Genomic DNA, 15,758 nt, shown 5'->3' with positions numbered 1-15,758 from the left:
TCAGCTTTGAGCGGAAAGGGCCGCGAAGGACTGCAGCCGGCGCAGCTGGGCGGCACGCTCCAGCGCGAGCTGCGACTGCGCGTCCACGCCGGAAGCCGCCGACGCGATCAGCGCCAACGTCTCCGTGACCGCACCGGCCAGCGGCTTCAGCACGGCGGCCACCAGCTCATCGACGGCGCCGTCCAACCCGTCCGCGGGCACGACGGAGTTCGCGAGGCCGATCCGCAGCGACTCCTCCGCCGGCACCCGACGGGAGGTCACGCACATCTCGGCCGCGCGCGAGTACCCCACGAGTCGCACCAACGGCAGCGTGCCGCCGAGATCGGGCACCAGACCCAGCCCGGTTTCGGCCATGCAGAACTGCGCGTCCTCGGCGAGCACGCGGAAGTCGCACGCCAGCGCCAACTGGAAACCGGCGCCGATGGCATGCCCTTGCACCGCGGCGATCGTCACGCGTGCCGGATCGCGCAGCCAGGCGAACCCGGCCTGGTACGACGCGATGCGGGCGTCCGCCTCCTCGGGAGACAGCGCCAGGATCGCGCCAAGACCACCGGGCTCGCCGTCGACGGGCTCACCGGTGAACATGCGCCGGTCCAGCCCCGCCGAGAAGGCGCGGCCGGAACCCCGGACGACCACGACGCGGACGTCCGGGTCCAGCTGTTCGCCGATGTGCCGCAACGCCTGCCAGGTAGCCGGCGTCTGCGCGTTGAGCACGTCGGGACGATCGAGCGTGATGGTCGCGCGCGGCCCGGAGATAGCAAGCCGCACACCACCGCGCTCGAGCAGGCCAGCGTCGATTGAGGGCACTGGCATGTCGTTACCTCCGGCGAACTAGAAGCTAGTTACCGGAGAGTAGCAGTCTGAGTCGGGGCTACTTCTTCTTCGTCCGGGTGGCGCCACCGCGACCGCGCAGCGTGACCCCGGATTCCGACAGAACCCGGTGCACGAAGCCGTAGGAACGCCCGGTGCTCTCGGCCAAAGCCCGGATGCTCGCGCCCTTTTCGTACTTCTTCTTCAGGTCAGCGGCCAGCTTGTCCCGTGTGGCGCCGGTGATCCGGGCACCCTTCTTCAGGTCAGCCACCTTGTCCCGCCTTCCGTACGAGCAGGTGGGCCGTTCTACGGCCCCTGTCGTCGCAATGATCGAACAGGAACCGGCAGAACGCCAGGTGATCAAGCAAAGAGATCGCCGAACGGTCGATTCGATCACACTGAGTTGATCACAGAACGCGTTCGGTAGTCCTTTGACGCGTGGAGATCACGCCAGCTGCACGAGGTCCAGGTAGTCCTCGGACCAGTGATCCTCGGTGCCGTCGGGCAGCAGGATGACCCTTTCCGGCTCCAGCGCCTCGACCGCACCGGGGTCGTGCGTCACCAGGACGACCGCGCCCTCGTAGCGCCGCAACGCGTCGAGAACCTGCTCGCGCGAGGCCGGGTCGAGGTTGTTGGTGGGCTCGTCGAGCAGCAGCACGTTCGCCGCCGACGACACCAGGCCGGCCAGTGCCAGTCGCGTCTTCTCGCCACCGGACAACGTGCCGGCGGGCTGGTCGAGCTGCTCGCCGCTGAACAGGAACGTGCCGAGCAACGACCGCAGCCGCTGCTCCTGCTCGTCCGGCGCCATGTGCCGGATGTTCTCCCACACCGAGGCGTTGTGGTCGAGCGTCTCGTGCTCCTGCGCGAAGTAGCCGATCTTCAGGCCGTGACCGGGAACGACACCACCCGCGTCCGCCTTCTCGCTGCCGCCCAGCAACCGCAGCAACGTCGTCTTGCCGGCACCGTTGAAGCCGAGCACGACGACGCGGGAACCCTTGTCGATCGCCAGGTCCACGCCGGTGAAGATCTCCAGCGAGCCGTAGGACTTGCTCAGACCCTCTGCCATCAAAGGGGTCTTGCCGCACGGGGCCGGCGCCGGGAAGGTGATCCTCGCGACCTTGTCGCTCTGGCGCACGTCGTCGAGACCGTCGAGCAGCTTCTGGGCGCGCTTCGCCATGTTCTGCGCCGCAACGGCCTTCGTGGCCTTCGCGCCCATCTTGGCGGCCTGCGTCATCAGCGCGCCGGCCTTCTTCTCGGCGTTGGCGCGCTCACGACGGCGACGCTTCTCGTCCGTCGCACGGGCTTCGAGGTACTTCTTCCAGCCGAGGTTGTAGATGTCGACCTCGCCGCGCATCGCGTCGAGGAACCACACCTTGTTCACGACGTCGTCGAGCAGCTCGACGTCGTGGGAGATCACGACGAGACCGCCGTCGTGCGACTTGAGGAAGCCGCGCAGCCACGTGATCGAGTCGGCGTCGAGGTGGTTGGTGGGCTCGTCGATCAGCAGGATCGTGCTCGACTTGGCACCGATGCCCGCCTCGGACGCGGCGAACAGGATGCGGGCCAGCTCGACGCGGCGGCGCTGACCACCGGACAGCGTGCTCAGCGGCTGCGCCAGAACGCGGTCCGGCAGGCCGAGGTTCGAGCAGATGCGGGCGGCCTCGGACTCGGCGGCGTAGCCACCGAGCGAGGAGAAGCGCTCTTCGAGCTTGCCGTACTTGGTGACGGCGACGTCGAGCTCTTTCGCGTCGACCAGCTCGGCCATCTTCGACTGGGCCTTCTCCATGTCGCGGAGAAGCTGGTCGAGGCCGCGCGCGGACAGCACCCGGTCCTTGGCGATGACCGACAGGTCGCCCTCACGCGGGTCCTGCGGCAGGTAGCCGAGCTCGCCCTTGCGGGTGATGGCGCCGCCGTAGGGCTGGCCCTCACCGGCGAGAACGCGCAGGGAGGTGGTCTTGCCGGCACCGTTGCGGCCCACGAGGCCGATGCGGTCGCCGGGCTGAACGCGCAGGTTGGCGCCGCTCACCAGAATGCGTGAGCCCGCGCGCAACTCCATGTCAGTTGCGGTGATCAAGAGAAACTCCGAGCAGTAACAACAACTCCGGGCATGACAAGGGATGGCACGTCCGGTTCGGCCTACTCGAGGAGGATCACGCAACTCATTCTACGGGATCACGACCATCGAATTTCCCACCTGTGGCCAGGCGCATAGATTGCGGCTATGAGCGAAGACTTCTCGGGCAAGGCGGCCCTGGTCACCGGCGCTTCCCGCGGCATCGGCTACGGCATCGCACGCGAGCTCCTCTCCCGCGGCGCCTCCGTCACGATCACGGGCCGCAAGGCCGACCAGCTGACCGAGGCGGCGAAGCAGCTGGAGGCCGACACCGGCGGCAAGGTCCTCACGATCCAGGGCAACGCCGGCGACGACGCGTCCCGCGAAGAGGTCGTCACGCGCACGGTCGAGGAGTTCGGCAGCCTCGACGTGCTCGTCAACAACACCGGCATCAATCCCCAATACGGGTTCCTGATGGACGCCGACCTGAACGCCGTCCGGAAGATCTTCGACGTCAACGTGGTGGCCACGCTCGGATTCATCCAGCTCGCGTGGAAAGCGTGGATGAGCGAGCACGGCGGCGCGGTCGTGAACGTCGCCTCGATCGGCGGAATCCGGTCCACGGGCGTGATCGGCGCGTACGGCGCGTCGAAGGCGGCACTGATCCGCCTGACCGAGGAACTCGCGTGGCAGCTCGGCCCGAAGGTGCGCGTGAACGCCGTCGCGCCCGCCGTGGTGAAGACGAAGTTCGCGGAAGCCCTCTACGTCGGACGCGAGGAGGAAGCCTCGCAGCAGTACCCGATGAAGCGTCTCGGCACGCCGGAGGACGTCGCCTCGCTCGTGGCGTTCCTGTGCTCCGACAAGGCTTCCTGGATCACCGGCGAGACCGTGCGCGTCGACGGCGGGCTGCTGTCGACCGGCACCGCGGGTTAGTCGGGCTCCACACCCAGCACGTCGAGGAACGCGGCCGTGGCCGGGGTCAGCCCGGCCGCGCTCCACACCAGGTGCTCGACGCGCGAAGGCCCGCCCACGATCGGCACCGTCGCGACGCCGCTGAGCTGCGGCGTGTACCGCGACGGCAGCACGGCGACGGCGAGCCCCTCCCGGATCAGCCCGGCCATCAACTCCGCGGTGGTCACCTCGAACGCGACCTCGCGATGCAGTCCCGCGATCGAGAAGGCCTGATCCGACTGCATGCGTCCCGGTGATCCCGCCGGGAAGTCCGCGAACAGCTCCTCGGCGAGCGCCCGCAGGTTCGTCGACTCCTGCCGGGCCAGCGGATGTTCCGGCGCCACCACGGCCACGTGCTCGTCGCGCGCCAGCTCACGGCCCCGCACGCCGTCCGGCCGCACGCCCAGCGGCAGCCCGAGGAACGCCAGGTCGAGCGTGCCCTGCCGCACCTGCTCGACCATGTCGAGGCTCGACAGCATCCGCAACGCGACCCGCACCTGCGGATACCGCTCGCGGAACACCTTCAGCGCGGCCGGCAGGTCCACGGCCGCGACCGTCGGGATCACCCCGACGACGACCCGTCCGCGCACCTCCCCCACCGCCGCGGCGACCTCGGCCGCCGCCCGTTCGGCGATGTCGAGGCACTGCCGCGCGGACGGCAGGAACGCCGCACCCGCCGGGGTCAGCCGGACGCTGCGGCTCGTCCGCTCGAACAGCCGCGCGCCCAGCGACCGTTCGAGACGGGCGATCTGATGGCTCAACGCCGACTGCACGACGTGGCACTGCCTGGCCGCCTGGGTGAAGCTGCCCGTCTCGGCGACCGCCACCACGTACCGCATCTGCTGAAGCTCCACCGATCCATCTTGAATCACGATGGATCGGATGAAAAGCATGCGTTGGACTCATCGATCGCGCGAGCCAACACTGGACGACGTGAAGAACAGCGACCTCTCCCGCACCGCGCTGGCGGCGTTCGCCCCGGTGGTCTGGGGCTCGACCTACGTGGTCACGACCGAACTGCTGCCGGTGGGACACCCGCTGTTCGCCGGCCTGGTCCGCGCGCTCCCCGCCGGCCTGATCGCGCTGGCGCTGACCAGGAACATGCCGCGCGGTGCGTGGTGGGCGAAGGCGGCCGCCCTGGGCGTGCTCAACATCGGCCTGTTCTTCCCGTTCCTGTTCATCGCGGCCGAACGCCTGCCCGGCGGCGTGGCGGCCACCCTGGGCGCCGCACAGCCGCTCGTGGTGGCGTTGCTGGCGATCGGGGTGCTCAAGGAGAACGCGTCCGCGTGGCGGCTCGCCTGGGGCGTGATCGGCATGCTCGGCGTCGGGCTCGTGGTGCTCGGACCGGCGGCGGGCTTCGACCTGGTCGGTGTGCTGGCCGGACTGGGCGGCGCCGCGACGATGGCGCTCGGCGTGACGCTGACGAAGAAGTGGGGCAGGCCCGCCGGCGCGACGCCGATGGCGTTCGCGGGCTGGCAGCTCACGGCGGGCGGGCTGTTCCTGGTGCCGGTGACGTTCCTGTTCGAAGGGCCGCCGCCCGCGATCGGCCTGACGGCCCTGCTCGGCTACCTGTGGCTCGGCGGCGTCGGTGGCCTGCTCGCCTACGTCCTGTGGTTCCGCGCGATCGGCACGCTGCCGGTCACGTCCGTCTCGATGCTCGGCCTGCTGTCCCCGATGGTCGCCGCGCTGCTCGGTGTCGTCGTGCTCGGCCAGACGCTCGACGCGGTGCAGCTCACCGGTTTCGCGCTGGCGCTGGCCGCGATCGTCGCGAGTCAGCGACCGGCACCCGTTCTCGTCAAAGGAGTTCTGCAGTGAAGATCGCAGTCGTCGGCGCGTCCGGCATGGTCGGTTCGCGGGTCGTCGCCGAGGCGGTGCGGCGCGGGCACGACGTGACGGAGGTGTCCCGCGGCACCGGCGGTGACGCCACCGACCGCGAACTGATGGACAGCGTTCTGTCCGGAGTGGACGGTGCGGTGGTGGCCACCACCGGTGTCACCTCGACGGTGGTGCTGGACGCGGCACTCGCGACCCGCACACGGGTCCTCGTCGTCGGTGGCGCCGCGCCGCTGCGCACACCGGACGGCACCGGTCTCGTGCTCGACGACGACCGGTACGTGCCGCCGCACATCCGTTCCGTCGCCGAGGCGAGCGTGCGGCAGTTGCACGAGTGCGAGGCCCATCGCGCCGACTGGGTCTACCTGAGCCCGCCCGCGCTGCTCGAACCGGGCGAGCGCACCGGCACCTACCGGCGTGGCACGGACGTGCTGCTCACCGGCCCGTCCTCGATCTCGGCGGAGGACCTGGCCGTCGCGGTGCTCGACGAACTGGAGAGCCCCGGCGCCGACCGCCGGTTCACGGTCGCGAGCCGAGGTCCAGCAGCAGGATGAGCTCGCCGTCGTCGTCGACCTCGCCGGTGGGCTCGAACCCGAACGCGCGGTAGAACGGCTGCGGCGACCCCTCCCCCGGCACGCAGCTCGTGTACAGCTCGGTGGCACCCGCCTCCCGCAGCAGCGCCACGACCTCGTTCAGGATTGCGGTGCCGTAGCCGCGGCCCTGCTGCCCGGCGTCCACGAGCAGCCGCCACAGGAAGTACGGCCCTCGCAGACCGGGCCCGGGCACGACGTTCCAGCTCAGCATGACGAACCCGACGGGCGCGTCCCCGTCGTAGACCGCGCGGAACCACGGTTTGGCCTCGGGGTTCTCCCGCGCGTGCTGGAAGGACTTCTCGACGGACGCGACGAACTGCTCCTGCGCGGGATGCACGCGCACGGCGATGACGGCGTCGCGGTTGGCGTCGGTGACCTCGACCAGGCGGATCTGAGCACTCATGCCCTGGAGTGTGCCGCTCAGCGGGTCGTCGAGGGGGAAGTCGACACCGGTTGACCCGTCGAGGACGTCGGGGGCTTCGTGACGGGCGCCGACGTGCCGGGCGGTGCGGAGGACGGCGGCGTCGCCGGTGGCTGCTCGATCTTCGTCGACTGCGGGCTGGTGTTGGTCGGCGCCTTGGTCTCCGGCGGCTCGACGGAGACCGGTGATGAGGACGGCGGCGGGACCTGCGAGGTCGTCGTGGTGGTGGTCGGGGACGGCCCCGGTGTCGCCGGGTCCACGGGGGCCGCGGCGGGCAGCACGGCGAGCGCCAGCGCCACGACCCCCACGGTCGCGAGCCCGCTGCCGACCACCGCGATGGTGCGGCGCCGGGAGCGCACGGCCTGGCCGCGCTGGATGAGGCCGGCCGCCGTGGTGGCCCGCGGCGGCGCCTCTTCCTGGTGCAGAGCGGAGAAAGTCGCCCGCAGATCGTCTTCGCGAACCATCACACCTCCAGCCTCAGTTGATCGAACTCAGGGCCGAGCCTGCGCCGCAACGCGTCCAGGCCCTTGCTGCTCTGCGACTTCACCGTGCCCGTCGAGCACTTCAGCGCCGCCGCCGTGTCCTCGACGCTCAGATCGTGCCAAAAGCGCAGCACGAGGACAGCGCGTTGCCGTGCGGGCACGGCGGTGAGCGCCTGCCACACCACGAGCCTGTCTTCCGCCGCGACGGCGGAAGACAGGCCCTCCGGGGGTGCGTCAGTCAGCTTCTCCCTGCGCCAGCGCACCTTGCGGCGTTCGGCGAGGAACGTCCGCACGACGATCTGACGCAGGTACGGCTCCAGCCCCGACCGGTCCGCGAGTTTGGGACCGGCCAGGTACAGCTTCAAGAACGCCGACTGCATGACGTCTTCCGCCTCGTGCCAGTTGCCGCACAGCAGGTACGCCGTGAAGCGCATCGAGTCGGCGCACCGGTCGAAGCAGTCGGTGAACTCAGCCTCCCAGTTCAGCGGTGGCTCCTCACCGGGCCGGCGTCGTCGCGACAGGCGCTGAGGTCGGGGTCTTCGTGTTGACAGGGGTCGTGGAGACCGGCACCTTCGTCGCCTCGGGCGAGGTCGAGATCGGCGCGGTGGTGGGCGGCTGCTCCGGGTGCTTCGAGGACGTCGGGGTCGGCTGGGTCCACGTCGTCGGCGTCTTGGTAGGAGCGGTCGAGGACGGCGGCAGCACGGTCGTCGGCGGAACCGTGGTCGGCGGCGCCTCGGTCTTGGTGGAGGAAGGCGGCTGCGGAGCCGAGGTCGTGGGCTGGGGCGCGTTGCCGCCGCCACTCAGCGCGAGAGCGGGCACCGCGATGCCGATGGCACCCAGCGCGACCGCTCCGGCCACGATCACCATTCGTTTGCGCACTTGCAGCTCCAGCAGGTCAGTGGCGCCAGGATCAGGCACCCTCACCCGTATCCATGCGGCCGGGCTCGTGCCCGGTTGCCCGTGTGTCCTGGATCACGATCTCGACGCAACGGGCCCGTTGCGCGGCCTCGTCCAGGACCGCGCGCCGAGGTTCCGGCACGTCCAGGACGCGCGCCTCGGCCTTGCTGAAGACGCCCGAGAGCCTGCGGTCGTTGCGCAGAACGTCGAGCGCCTGCCAGTCGCCACCCAGCACCACTCCGTCGAGTTCGGGCAGACGCGGGACGAGCACCCTGGCGACGTCGTCCGCGGCGGCCTGGAGCGCGACCCTGGCCTGACCCTCCCGGCGCCGGGCGAACCGCTGCTGCGACCAGCCGCCGGCCCTGATGCGGCCGTGGACCTGCTTGCGGTCGGTGGTGGACACCTCGACCCTGCCGCCGAACGCGACCCCGATGCTGTGGCCGCCGAGCCGCACGAGGACGAGGCCGATCCGGCGAGGCTCCGTCAACTTTTCAATCACCTCTACTACAGAGGTACCGCCACGGGTCGGGAACGTGGCCGTCGCGCCGTCGTTCGCTGTGATCTCGACCTCGGCCTCGGTCACGGTGATCTCGACGGCGCCGTGCCGGTCGGCGAACCGGGCGATCCAGCCCTCGATCCGTTCCGGCTCGACCTCGACGGCCCGCCCGCCTGGAACCGGCCGCACTCGGCTCACGTCCCACCCCTTGGTCACACCGCGAGTTGGTCTTCGTGCACACAGTAGAGCCGACTCGACACAGCGCGTGCACGGCACGAAGATGTTACTGATGGGTTCGCAACGCTTGACAGATGAGTCTCGAAAGCGTGAACTCATCAACCGTATGGATTAACCATTGACTCCATCCGGCTCCGACCAGCGATGTTCACGGGCGGGTAGGGTCACTGGGGCGTGATCTTATGACAGCGGGGAGTCACCATGACGACTGCTGCCGGTCGACCAACACTGACCGTTGAAGAAACGGACTCAACGGGCCACGGCAGCCTTACGCAGCTCTTGACGACGGGACCGTTCCCGGAAGCGTTGAGGGCCGCGATCAAGGCGAGCCGGCTCAGCCTCGACCGCATCCAGCACCGGTTGGCACTGCGCGGCGTCACCATCAGCGTCGCGACGCTCAGCTACTGGCAGTCAGGACGACGAAGGCCTGAACGCCCTGAATCACTGGAGGCGCTGCGGCACCTCGAGTCGGTTCTGGGAGTACCTCAGTCAGGTCTGTCGGCGCTGCTCGGCCCACCTCGTCCGCGAGGCCGCCGTTGCCGCCCGACGACGATGATGCCGATCGACGCCCTCTGGGCGCGTCGTGAGCGGGTCGCGAACCTGCTCTCGAAGGTCGACACGTCCTCCGACCTGAAGCTCGGCCGGATCAGTCAGCACGACCGCATCGAGATCTCTGCCGACGGCGGGCAGAAATCCGTGTGGGTGCGGCAGATCCTCCGGGCGGAACAGGACGGCCCAGACCGTTGGGCGCTCGTGTTCGAGACCGAGGAGAGCGACGTGCTCCCCGAGATCACGAACGTGCGCAACTGCCACCTCGGCCGCATCGCCCGTGACCACGAGGCCAACATCATGGTCGCGGAGATGATGTTCGAACGGCCGCTCACCCGCGGCGAGACCCTCATCATGGAATACCAGCTGGTGTTCCCCGAGGGCCACGCCCCCAAGGGCAACAACACGTTCGCGCGCAAGTTCCGGCTGCCGGTGCGCGAGTACGTGATCGAGGTCCGGTTCGACGAGACGAACCTGCCGTCGCGCGTGCAGCAGTACAGCGTGCCCGCGGGCGACGAGACGCCGTCGCGGCGCCGCAACCTCACCCTGGACTCGGGCGGCGGCGTGCACGCCGTGGCACTCGGGTTCGGGCCCGGCGTGTTCGGCATCCGGTGGGAGTGGCCGAACCGCTAGCTCGGCTCTGACAGACGCGTGAGGGGCGCTTCCCAGCCTGGGAGGCGCCCCTTTCGTCGTGTTCCCCTCTTGGGGATGCGAAAAGGCCCCCGGCGCGTGCCGGGGGCCTTCCGTCGCATCAGCTCAGTTCATCACACCCAGCCGGCGACGCTGAGGGTCACCGAGCGGATCGAACCGCGGTCGGAGCCCACCACGTCGGCGACCTTGAACACCCACGTGCCGTCGGCGGGGTCGGCGGTCAGCGAGGACAGCGGCGCCCCCGCCTTCCACGAGCCCGTGAACGGCGCGTTGCCGCTCGTCACGCCCGAGAACGGCAGCGTGGCGTCGTCGGTGAACACGGCCTGGCAGATGTTGTTGCCGGTGCCACCCGCCCGCGAGAACAGCGTCACGGACTTGCCGGACGGCGAGGTGAGCGTGCCCACCAGGTCGCCGACGAAGGTGTGGTCGATGCCGACCGTCGTCGAGCCCTCGGTGGCGGAGCACGTCGCGCCGTCCACGGAGAACTTCAGGTTCGACGCCGCGCCGACACCCGTCACCGGCAGCGAGACCGAGACACCGGTCTGGTCGTTGTCCGGGATGGCCAGCGGCTCGCCGGTGTAGGCGAACGTCTTGAACGTGCGGGACGGCTCACCCACGCGGAGCGTGAACGAGGTGGTCGTCGGCGACGTCGCGCCCGAGTAGGTCACCCGAGCGTCGAGCTTGACCGCCGAACCGAGCACGGCGGAGGCCGGCACGGTCACCTTGTAGGTGTTGCTGACGGTCTGGCCCGGGTCGATGTTGCCGTAGTACTTGGACCGCGGCGCGATGGTCACGCCGGCGGACGTCGTCGACAGCACGACCGAGGTCGACGCGGCCGAGCCGTCACCGTTGTTGGCCACCGGCACCGTCACCGTGGACGTGGTGCCCGGCTTGAGGAAAGCGCTTCCGTCGGCGTCGTTGACGATCGTCGGCTTCTGCGCGCGGGCCAGCGCCTGCGGCGACGCACCCGTGTACTGCAGGGCGCGGTCGGCCATCACGAGGCCGGCGCCGGTGCGGTTGTCCACACCGGACTCGACGATGTCGATCGCCGTGGTGACAAGGGCTTCCTTGACCTCGGCGGGCGTCAGCGTCGGGTTGCCGGACAGGATCAGACCGGCGATCGCGGCGGCGTTCGGGGCCGAGGCGGACGTGCCGAAGAACGGCGCGAAGCCCGGCACCGACGTGGTCACGCCGTCGGCCGCGGTGATGTCCGGCTTCTGCCGGGTCTCGGCGAGCGGCGAGCCGTCCGGTGCGAAGAACGTCTTGCGCGGGCCGTCGGAGGTGAAGCGCTCCGGCTTCTGCGTGCCGTCGAAGGCGTTGGGGTACGGGCCCTTCGGGTTGGCGGGGTCGCCCGGCTCCAGGTCGAACGGCAGCGCGGCGGCGGCAGGTGCGGCCGCGACCGAGATCGCGCCCTTCGCTGCCGAGTGGCCGCGGGTCGTGCCCGGCGTGACGTACTTCTTGAGGCCGTCGTTGGTGTCGGCGAACCGGCCACCGAACAGCGACAGCGCGAAGTACTTGTCCTCACCGCGGTACTTCACGACCGCGAGGCGCGTGCCCGTCGAGCTGCTCGGGGTGTTGATGCGCTCGTACGGGTCCTGCGCGCCGTCCTGGTTGTTCTGGCTGAAGGTGACAACGTTGCCCTGGGCGTTGACCAGGTACAGGTCGTAGTCGTTGGCCGACTGGCCGAGCGGGTCGGCCCAGTGCAGCACCACCGGGGTGTCGCCGGAGAAGTTCGACAGCGGGTCGAACAGCTGCTTGGCGTTCGGGTCCGGGTTGAAGTCGTGCGCGCTGCCGGCGAACTTGCCGACGCCCACGCCCGAGTCGACGAACTGGCCCTCGTAGTGGCCGGAGGTGCCGTCCGCGACGTTGCCCTGGTTGCCGGCGCTGGAGAAGAACATCGCACCGTCCGCGACGACCGCGTCCACGGCGCGCGCGATGATGCCGTCCTGGAACGGCGACTCGTTGAAGTAGATGACGTCGTCAACGATGACATCGCAGCCGAGGTCGAAGCGCAGCTTCTTGATGTTGTCCGCGAAGCTCGCGTCACCGTTGAACGCCGTGGCGAAGCCGAGTTCGGCGTTGGGCGCGAGGTCGTGCAGGATCTCGAGCATCGCGGTGCCCTCGTCACCGGAACCCGCCTGCCCCGTCAGGACGTCGACGGCCGGCAGTTCACCGGAGGCCTGCGAGACGGACAGCGAGCTCACACCGTCCGACAGCGCGCAGAGCTTCACGCCGACACCGGTCACGCGGAACGAACCGCGCGCCGCCTCGGCGTTGTGCGCCTTGTCGCTCTCCGCGACCTTGGCGGCCTGGACGGACAGCTGCTTCTCGGACAGCCGGCGCTCGATCTCGCGCGACTTGTCCTCTTTGGACGGAGCCTTGGACTTGGTGTCCTTCTTGTTCTTCACGTCCTGCGTCATCGCGTCGCTGCCCGGCTCGACGCGGGCGACGTCGGAACGCCCGGCGATCTCGGCGATCTTCGCGACCGGGACCTCGGCGCGCACGGTGCGGTGCTCGGGGGACACTGCCCGGATCTGTCCGCCCGCGGCGCGGACAGCGTTGACCAGGTCCTCGGAGTACTGCTTGGCACGGATGTCGACGAGAGTGGTGGCCTTCGGCGTCACGGCAACGCCGGTCTGCACCTGAGGAAGGGCGCTCGTGGTACCAACTGAGACGCGCTTGCGCGCCTCCACGACCAGTGCGCTGTCCACCTTGGACTCGGCAGGGGTGAGCGACTTCTTGATGCTCTGCAGCGCGGAGATCTGCGCTGCAGTGCGGTCGCTGATGGTCTTGGACGCCTTGCCCGGGTCAGCGGACGCCGGCGTGACTGCGGTGAGTGCGGCCAGAAGAACTGCGGTACCTGCGGTGACTAAGGTCGTGCCTCTTCGAGATCGGCGCACAGGAGTTTCTCCCCCGAACGTTGGCGTGCCCCCGAGCACGCGGCCTGCGACCGGAGATTCCCGGTCGAGGCGTCAACGTATGGTGCTTGTGTGATCACAGTCAGCATCCGATTGGGCTACTTCTCACTTAGCAGACGCAATCACACTTCACAGAACAACCTCAGAGGACAAATGCGTCAGTCCACAACTGACCGGTTCGACCGGAAAGGGCTTCCAACAGGGCAGCGGCCTGGTTGTCGGTGAGCGACGCCACGAAGTCCACAACCGCCCGCCCGCGCGCCAATCCCCTTACGACATCAGGACCAACCGGAAGCTCCCCGGTCGTACCGACCAATGTGGACGGCTCCGTCCGGGCGAGCGCCGCGTACTCCGTTTCGGCCAGCTCCACCAGATCGTGCAGCCTGCGCGGCAACCGATCCGCCTCGGCCCGATCGGTCACCCACTGCTCCAAAGCGTCCACCAGCGAACCGAGCAGACGCGCCTGTCCACGTTGGTGCAAAGCCAGATCCGGCCGCAGCAACACGAACCGCCGGTGCACGAACTTCAACACCTGAACCTCGTGCCACTGCTGAACAGCCAGCACCACGTGCCCGGACCGCGGCGTCGGCTCCTCGATCACACCAACAGCGTCGACCAGCCGCCGCGTCCACCGCGCACTGAACCCGGCAACCGCCTGCTCGGCCTCGACCGACCCGTCGAACGGCACCGACAACAACCCGTCGACGAGCTCCTTGCTCACCTTCCGCACCGCGAGCGCGAACGCCTCGTCGCTCATCACCCAGGAGTCCTTGAGGTGCATGCGCCTGCGGAGCGTCTCCAACGACCGCCCGGGCATCCGAATCTCGGCATACAGCTCAGCGTCGGTCAGCCCGGCGAGGTCCAGCGCCTGCGCCTGCCACGTCCCGAGCTCCGCGGCGACCGTCGCGTGCTGCAACACCCCGACCCGATGGAAGTCCTCGAGGTCGTGAATCGCGTAGGCGATGTCGTCCGCGGTGTCCATGACACTCGCCTCGACCGTCTGCTGCCAAGACTCGACCCGCCCCTCGAACGGCTCCCGCGCCTGCCGCAGATCACTGATCTCCGTGACGTACGCGGAGAACTTCGAACTACCGGTACCCGGCATGTCGTCCGGCTCACCGGCACCACGGGGCGCCACCGCCAGACCAAGCTCCTGATGACGCGTCCACGGGTACTTCAACATCGCCGCCCGCACCGCCACCGTCAGGTCGAGCCCGAGCGCCTTGGGCCCCCGCACGTCGGTCGTCGTGACGATCCGGAACGACTGCGCGTTGCCCTCGAACCCGTCCGGCAACCCGAACCGGTGTCGTGCCAGCCGGTCGAGCACCTGCTCGCCGAGATGCCCGAACGGCGGGTGCCCCAGATCGTGCGCGAGCGCGGCCGCCTCGACGACATCGGGGTCGCAACCTCCCAGCTTCTCCAGCACCGCGGTCAGCTCGGGCCGGTTGGTGAGCCGTTCTGCGATGGCGCGCGCCGCCTGGGCGACCTTGAGGCTGTGCGTGAGGCGGTTGTGCACGAGCAGACCGGAACCGGTGGAGCTGACGACCTGGGTGACTCCGCCGAGCCTCGCGAAGAACGGGGAGCTCGCCACGCGGTCCCGGTCCACCCGGAACGGGTTCGTGGCTAGGTCGGCGGTCCTGCCCACGCCGGCTGAGCGTCGGGCGGCACGGTGCTCGTTGTGCATGCGGAAACGTTAGACGGTCTAGTCGGCGGCCGTGACAGCTGTACTGGGCTTGGCTTCGGCGACCAGCTTCTTCGAGTAGCTGTCGAGGACCCTGGTACCGACCTGCTGCGAGTACCCCAGCGCGATGGCCGCCATGATGAGCGCCACCTGGTTGTCGAGCTTCGCCCCTGCGATCGCTCCCGCCTTCAGCGCCAGCACGCCGATGACGGCGATCCCCGCTCCCAGCGCGAGCTTCGTGATGAACAGCGGCACGCCGTACGCGTAGGGAGCCAGGCTCAGCTTGAGCTTCATCCCGGTGACGGTCGCGGCGACGAGAGCGCCGAACACGCCCCAGCCGGCCACCCACCAGAAGTCGCCGCCGCTGCCGGAGGCACCCCCGGTCGGGCAGACGCCCTTCCCGCACAGTGGAAGCATTCCCGCCCGCAACGACGTGACCACACCGATCACCGTCATCAGGGCCAGCAACACGAATGCCGTGTAAAGCAGACGATTCCGATGTCCGCGCAAGGTGCTGTAGCTGTCATCGGCCGTCTTGAAAGCCGCAGCCAGTGCGGTCTCGATCACAACACGGTCCGGAGCCGTCACGTCCGCGTCCGACGTGGCGCCGATCTTGCCGAGTGCCCGGTACCGGTCGTCCTTGGCGGGCAGGTGGGCACCAACTCTCGCTCGCACGTCCGGCAACCTGCCGGCGAGATCGCCACCAAGGGAGGTGATCCGTGCTTCGGCCGCGTGCAACGCCCGCCAGACCGACTCCTTGTGCCAGCCGTTCCACCAGGTCCGCACCTTCGTGAGCTTGTCGCCGGGCGGCGCGTCCAGCGCTTCCCTGGCCTGTTCCAGGAGCACCCCTGAGAGAGAGTCCCGGGGTTGGGCCTGCTGCTGATAGCAGTCCTCCAGCCACACGAACAGGCCACGCGCCTCAACGCGCCAAATGCTTCGGCTCATGGTGCACCTCGATGGGTCGTGTAGAGACCACATCGCCGCCTGCTCGCCGAGCGTGACCGTGGATGCGCGATCGTTACGTCAAGACACGAAAAAGGCCCCTGCGGGGAGCGCTTGTGGCGCTCGACCCGCAAGGGCCATTTCGAAAGAAGTTCGGCGGCGACCTACTCTCCCACACCGTAACCAGTGCAGTACCATCGGCGCAGAAGGGCTTAACTACCGGGTTCGGAATGGGACCGGGTGT

Annotated in this window: 16 protein-coding genes and 1 rRNA gene; 4 read left to right on the top strand and 13 right to left on the bottom strand. The window is 69.2% G+C overall.

The annotated features are described in order from the left end of the window. From ACIQF0_RS47170 to ACIQF0_RS47160, 3 genes are all read right to left on the bottom strand, one after another. Positions 1 to 813 (bottom strand): enoyl-CoA hydratase/isomerase family protein, encoded by an 813-nt coding sequence (locus tag ACIQF0_RS47170; protein WP_401041492.1) that lies wholly within the window; start codon positions 811 to 813, stop codon positions 1 to 3. 58 nt (positions 814 to 871) lie between these two features. Further along, positions 872 to 1,081 carry a helix-turn-helix domain-containing protein gene (locus tag ACIQF0_RS47165; RefSeq protein WP_030473247.1) on the bottom strand — a complete coding sequence of 70 codons (210 nt, stop codon included), beginning with the start codon at positions 1,079 to 1,081 and terminating at the stop codon, positions 872 to 874. Between the two features lie 174 nt (positions 1,082 to 1,255). Then, positions 1,256 to 2,884 (bottom strand): ABC-F family ATP-binding cassette domain-containing protein, encoded by a 1,629-nt coding sequence (locus ACIQF0_RS47160; RefSeq protein WP_360048946.1) that lies wholly within the window; start codon positions 2,882 to 2,884, stop codon positions 1,256 to 1,258. Between the two features lie 147 nt (positions 2,885 to 3,031). Here ACIQF0_RS47160 and ACIQF0_RS47155 point away from each other — a divergent pair, with 147 nt between their 5' ends. Further along, positions 3,032 to 3,796 carry an SDR family oxidoreductase gene (locus ACIQF0_RS47155; RefSeq protein WP_401041490.1) on the top strand — a complete coding sequence of 255 codons (765 nt, stop codon included), beginning with the start codon at positions 3,032 to 3,034 and terminating at the stop codon, positions 3,794 to 3,796. Here ACIQF0_RS47155 and ACIQF0_RS47150 read toward each other — a convergent pair. Next, the gene (locus ACIQF0_RS47150; protein WP_401041488.1) at positions 3,793 to 4,668 is read right to left on the bottom strand and encodes a LysR family transcriptional regulator; all 876 of its coding nucleotides are present in this window, start codon (positions 4,666 to 4,668) and stop codon (positions 3,793 to 3,795) included. The genes ACIQF0_RS47155 and ACIQF0_RS47150 overlap by 4 nt on opposite strands. Before the next feature lie 37 nt (positions 4,669 to 4,705). On the opposite strand from ACIQF0_RS47150, the gene ACIQF0_RS47145 reads away from it, so the two are divergent. Both ACIQF0_RS47145 and ACIQF0_RS47140 read left to right on the top strand, forming a co-directional pair. Then, positions 4,706 to 5,629: an EamA family transporter gene (locus tag ACIQF0_RS47145; RefSeq protein WP_401041559.1), complete on the top strand. Its 924-nt coding sequence runs from the start codon at positions 4,706 to 4,708 to the stop codon at positions 5,627 to 5,629. Then, on the top strand, positions 5,626 to 6,201 hold the full coding sequence (locus ACIQF0_RS47140; protein ID WP_401041487.1) for an NAD(P)-dependent oxidoreductase: 576 nt from the start codon (positions 5,626 to 5,628) through the stop codon (positions 6,199 to 6,201). The genes ACIQF0_RS47145 and ACIQF0_RS47140 overlap by 4 nt, the downstream gene beginning before the upstream one ends. Here ACIQF0_RS47140 and ACIQF0_RS47135 read toward each other — a convergent pair. The 5 genes from ACIQF0_RS47135 to ACIQF0_RS47115 are packed head-to-tail and all read right to left on the bottom strand — an operon-like array spanning position 6,167 to position 8,734. Next, positions 6,167 to 6,643: a GNAT family N-acetyltransferase gene (locus tag ACIQF0_RS47135; RefSeq protein ID WP_360048939.1), complete on the bottom strand. Its 477-nt coding sequence runs from the start codon at positions 6,641 to 6,643 to the stop codon at positions 6,167 to 6,169. The genes ACIQF0_RS47140 and ACIQF0_RS47135 overlap by 35 nt on opposite strands. A 17-nt stretch (positions 6,644 to 6,660) precedes the next feature. Beyond that, positions 6,661 to 7,125: a hypothetical protein gene (locus tag ACIQF0_RS47130; RefSeq protein WP_401041485.1), complete on the bottom strand. Its 465-nt coding sequence runs from the start codon at positions 7,123 to 7,125 to the stop codon at positions 6,661 to 6,663. Then, entirely contained in the window at positions 7,125 to 7,664 is a 540-nt protein-coding gene (locus tag ACIQF0_RS47125; protein WP_401041557.1) for a SigE family RNA polymerase sigma factor, read from the bottom strand. Before ACIQF0_RS47125 ends, ACIQF0_RS47130 begins: the two co-directional genes overlap by 1 nt. Next, entirely contained in the window at positions 7,639 to 8,022 is a 384-nt protein-coding gene (locus ACIQF0_RS47120; protein ID WP_401041563.1) for a hypothetical protein, read from the bottom strand. The genes ACIQF0_RS47125 and ACIQF0_RS47120 overlap by 26 nt, the downstream gene beginning before the upstream one ends. Before the next feature lie 31 nt (positions 8,023 to 8,053). Next, positions 8,054 to 8,734 carry an acVLRF1 family peptidyl-tRNA hydrolase gene (locus tag ACIQF0_RS47115; protein WP_401041483.1) on the bottom strand — a complete coding sequence of 227 codons (681 nt, stop codon included), beginning with the start codon at positions 8,732 to 8,734 and terminating at the stop codon, positions 8,054 to 8,056. A 318-nt stretch (positions 8,735 to 9,052) separates the two neighbouring features. Between ACIQF0_RS47115 and ACIQF0_RS47110 the strand changes: the two genes are divergently transcribed. Further along, the gene (locus ACIQF0_RS47110) at positions 9,053 to 9,955 is read left to right on the top strand and encodes a helix-turn-helix transcriptional regulator (RefSeq protein WP_245822512.1); all 903 of its coding nucleotides are present in this window, start codon (positions 9,053 to 9,055) and stop codon (positions 9,953 to 9,955) included. Between the two features lie 131 nt (positions 9,956 to 10,086). Here the strand turns inward: ACIQF0_RS47110 and ACIQF0_RS47105 are convergent, their stop codons facing one another. The 4 genes from ACIQF0_RS47105 to rrf all read right to left on the bottom strand — a co-directional run. Next, on the bottom strand, positions 10,087 to 12,873 hold the full coding sequence (locus ACIQF0_RS47105; RefSeq protein WP_401041481.1) for a S8 family serine peptidase: 2,787 nt from the start codon (positions 12,871 to 12,873) through the stop codon (positions 10,087 to 10,089). 160 nt (positions 12,874 to 13,033) lie between these two features. Beyond that, on the bottom strand, positions 13,034 to 14,575 hold the full coding sequence (locus ACIQF0_RS47100) for a deoxyguanosinetriphosphate triphosphohydrolase family protein (RefSeq protein ID WP_401041479.1): 1,542 nt from the start codon (positions 14,573 to 14,575) through the stop codon (positions 13,034 to 13,036). Between the two features lie 18 nt (positions 14,576 to 14,593). Beyond that, the gene (locus ACIQF0_RS47095) at positions 14,594 to 15,517 is read right to left on the bottom strand and encodes a hypothetical protein (protein ID WP_401041477.1); all 924 of its coding nucleotides are present in this window, start codon (positions 15,515 to 15,517) and stop codon (positions 14,594 to 14,596) included. Between the two features lie 148 nt (positions 15,518 to 15,665). Beyond that, a 5S ribosomal RNA gene (rrf, locus tag ACIQF0_RS47090) occupies positions 15,666 to 15,758 on the bottom strand; the annotation flags it as partial.

It is taken from the genome of Lentzea sp. NPDC092896 (assembly GCF_044754905.1).
Taxonomy (GTDB): domain Bacteria; phylum Actinomycetota; class Actinomycetes; order Mycobacteriales; family Pseudonocardiaceae; genus Lentzea.
The sequence above is the reverse complement of the archived record's forward strand: the minus strand, read 5'-3'. Positions and strand labels throughout refer to the sequence as shown.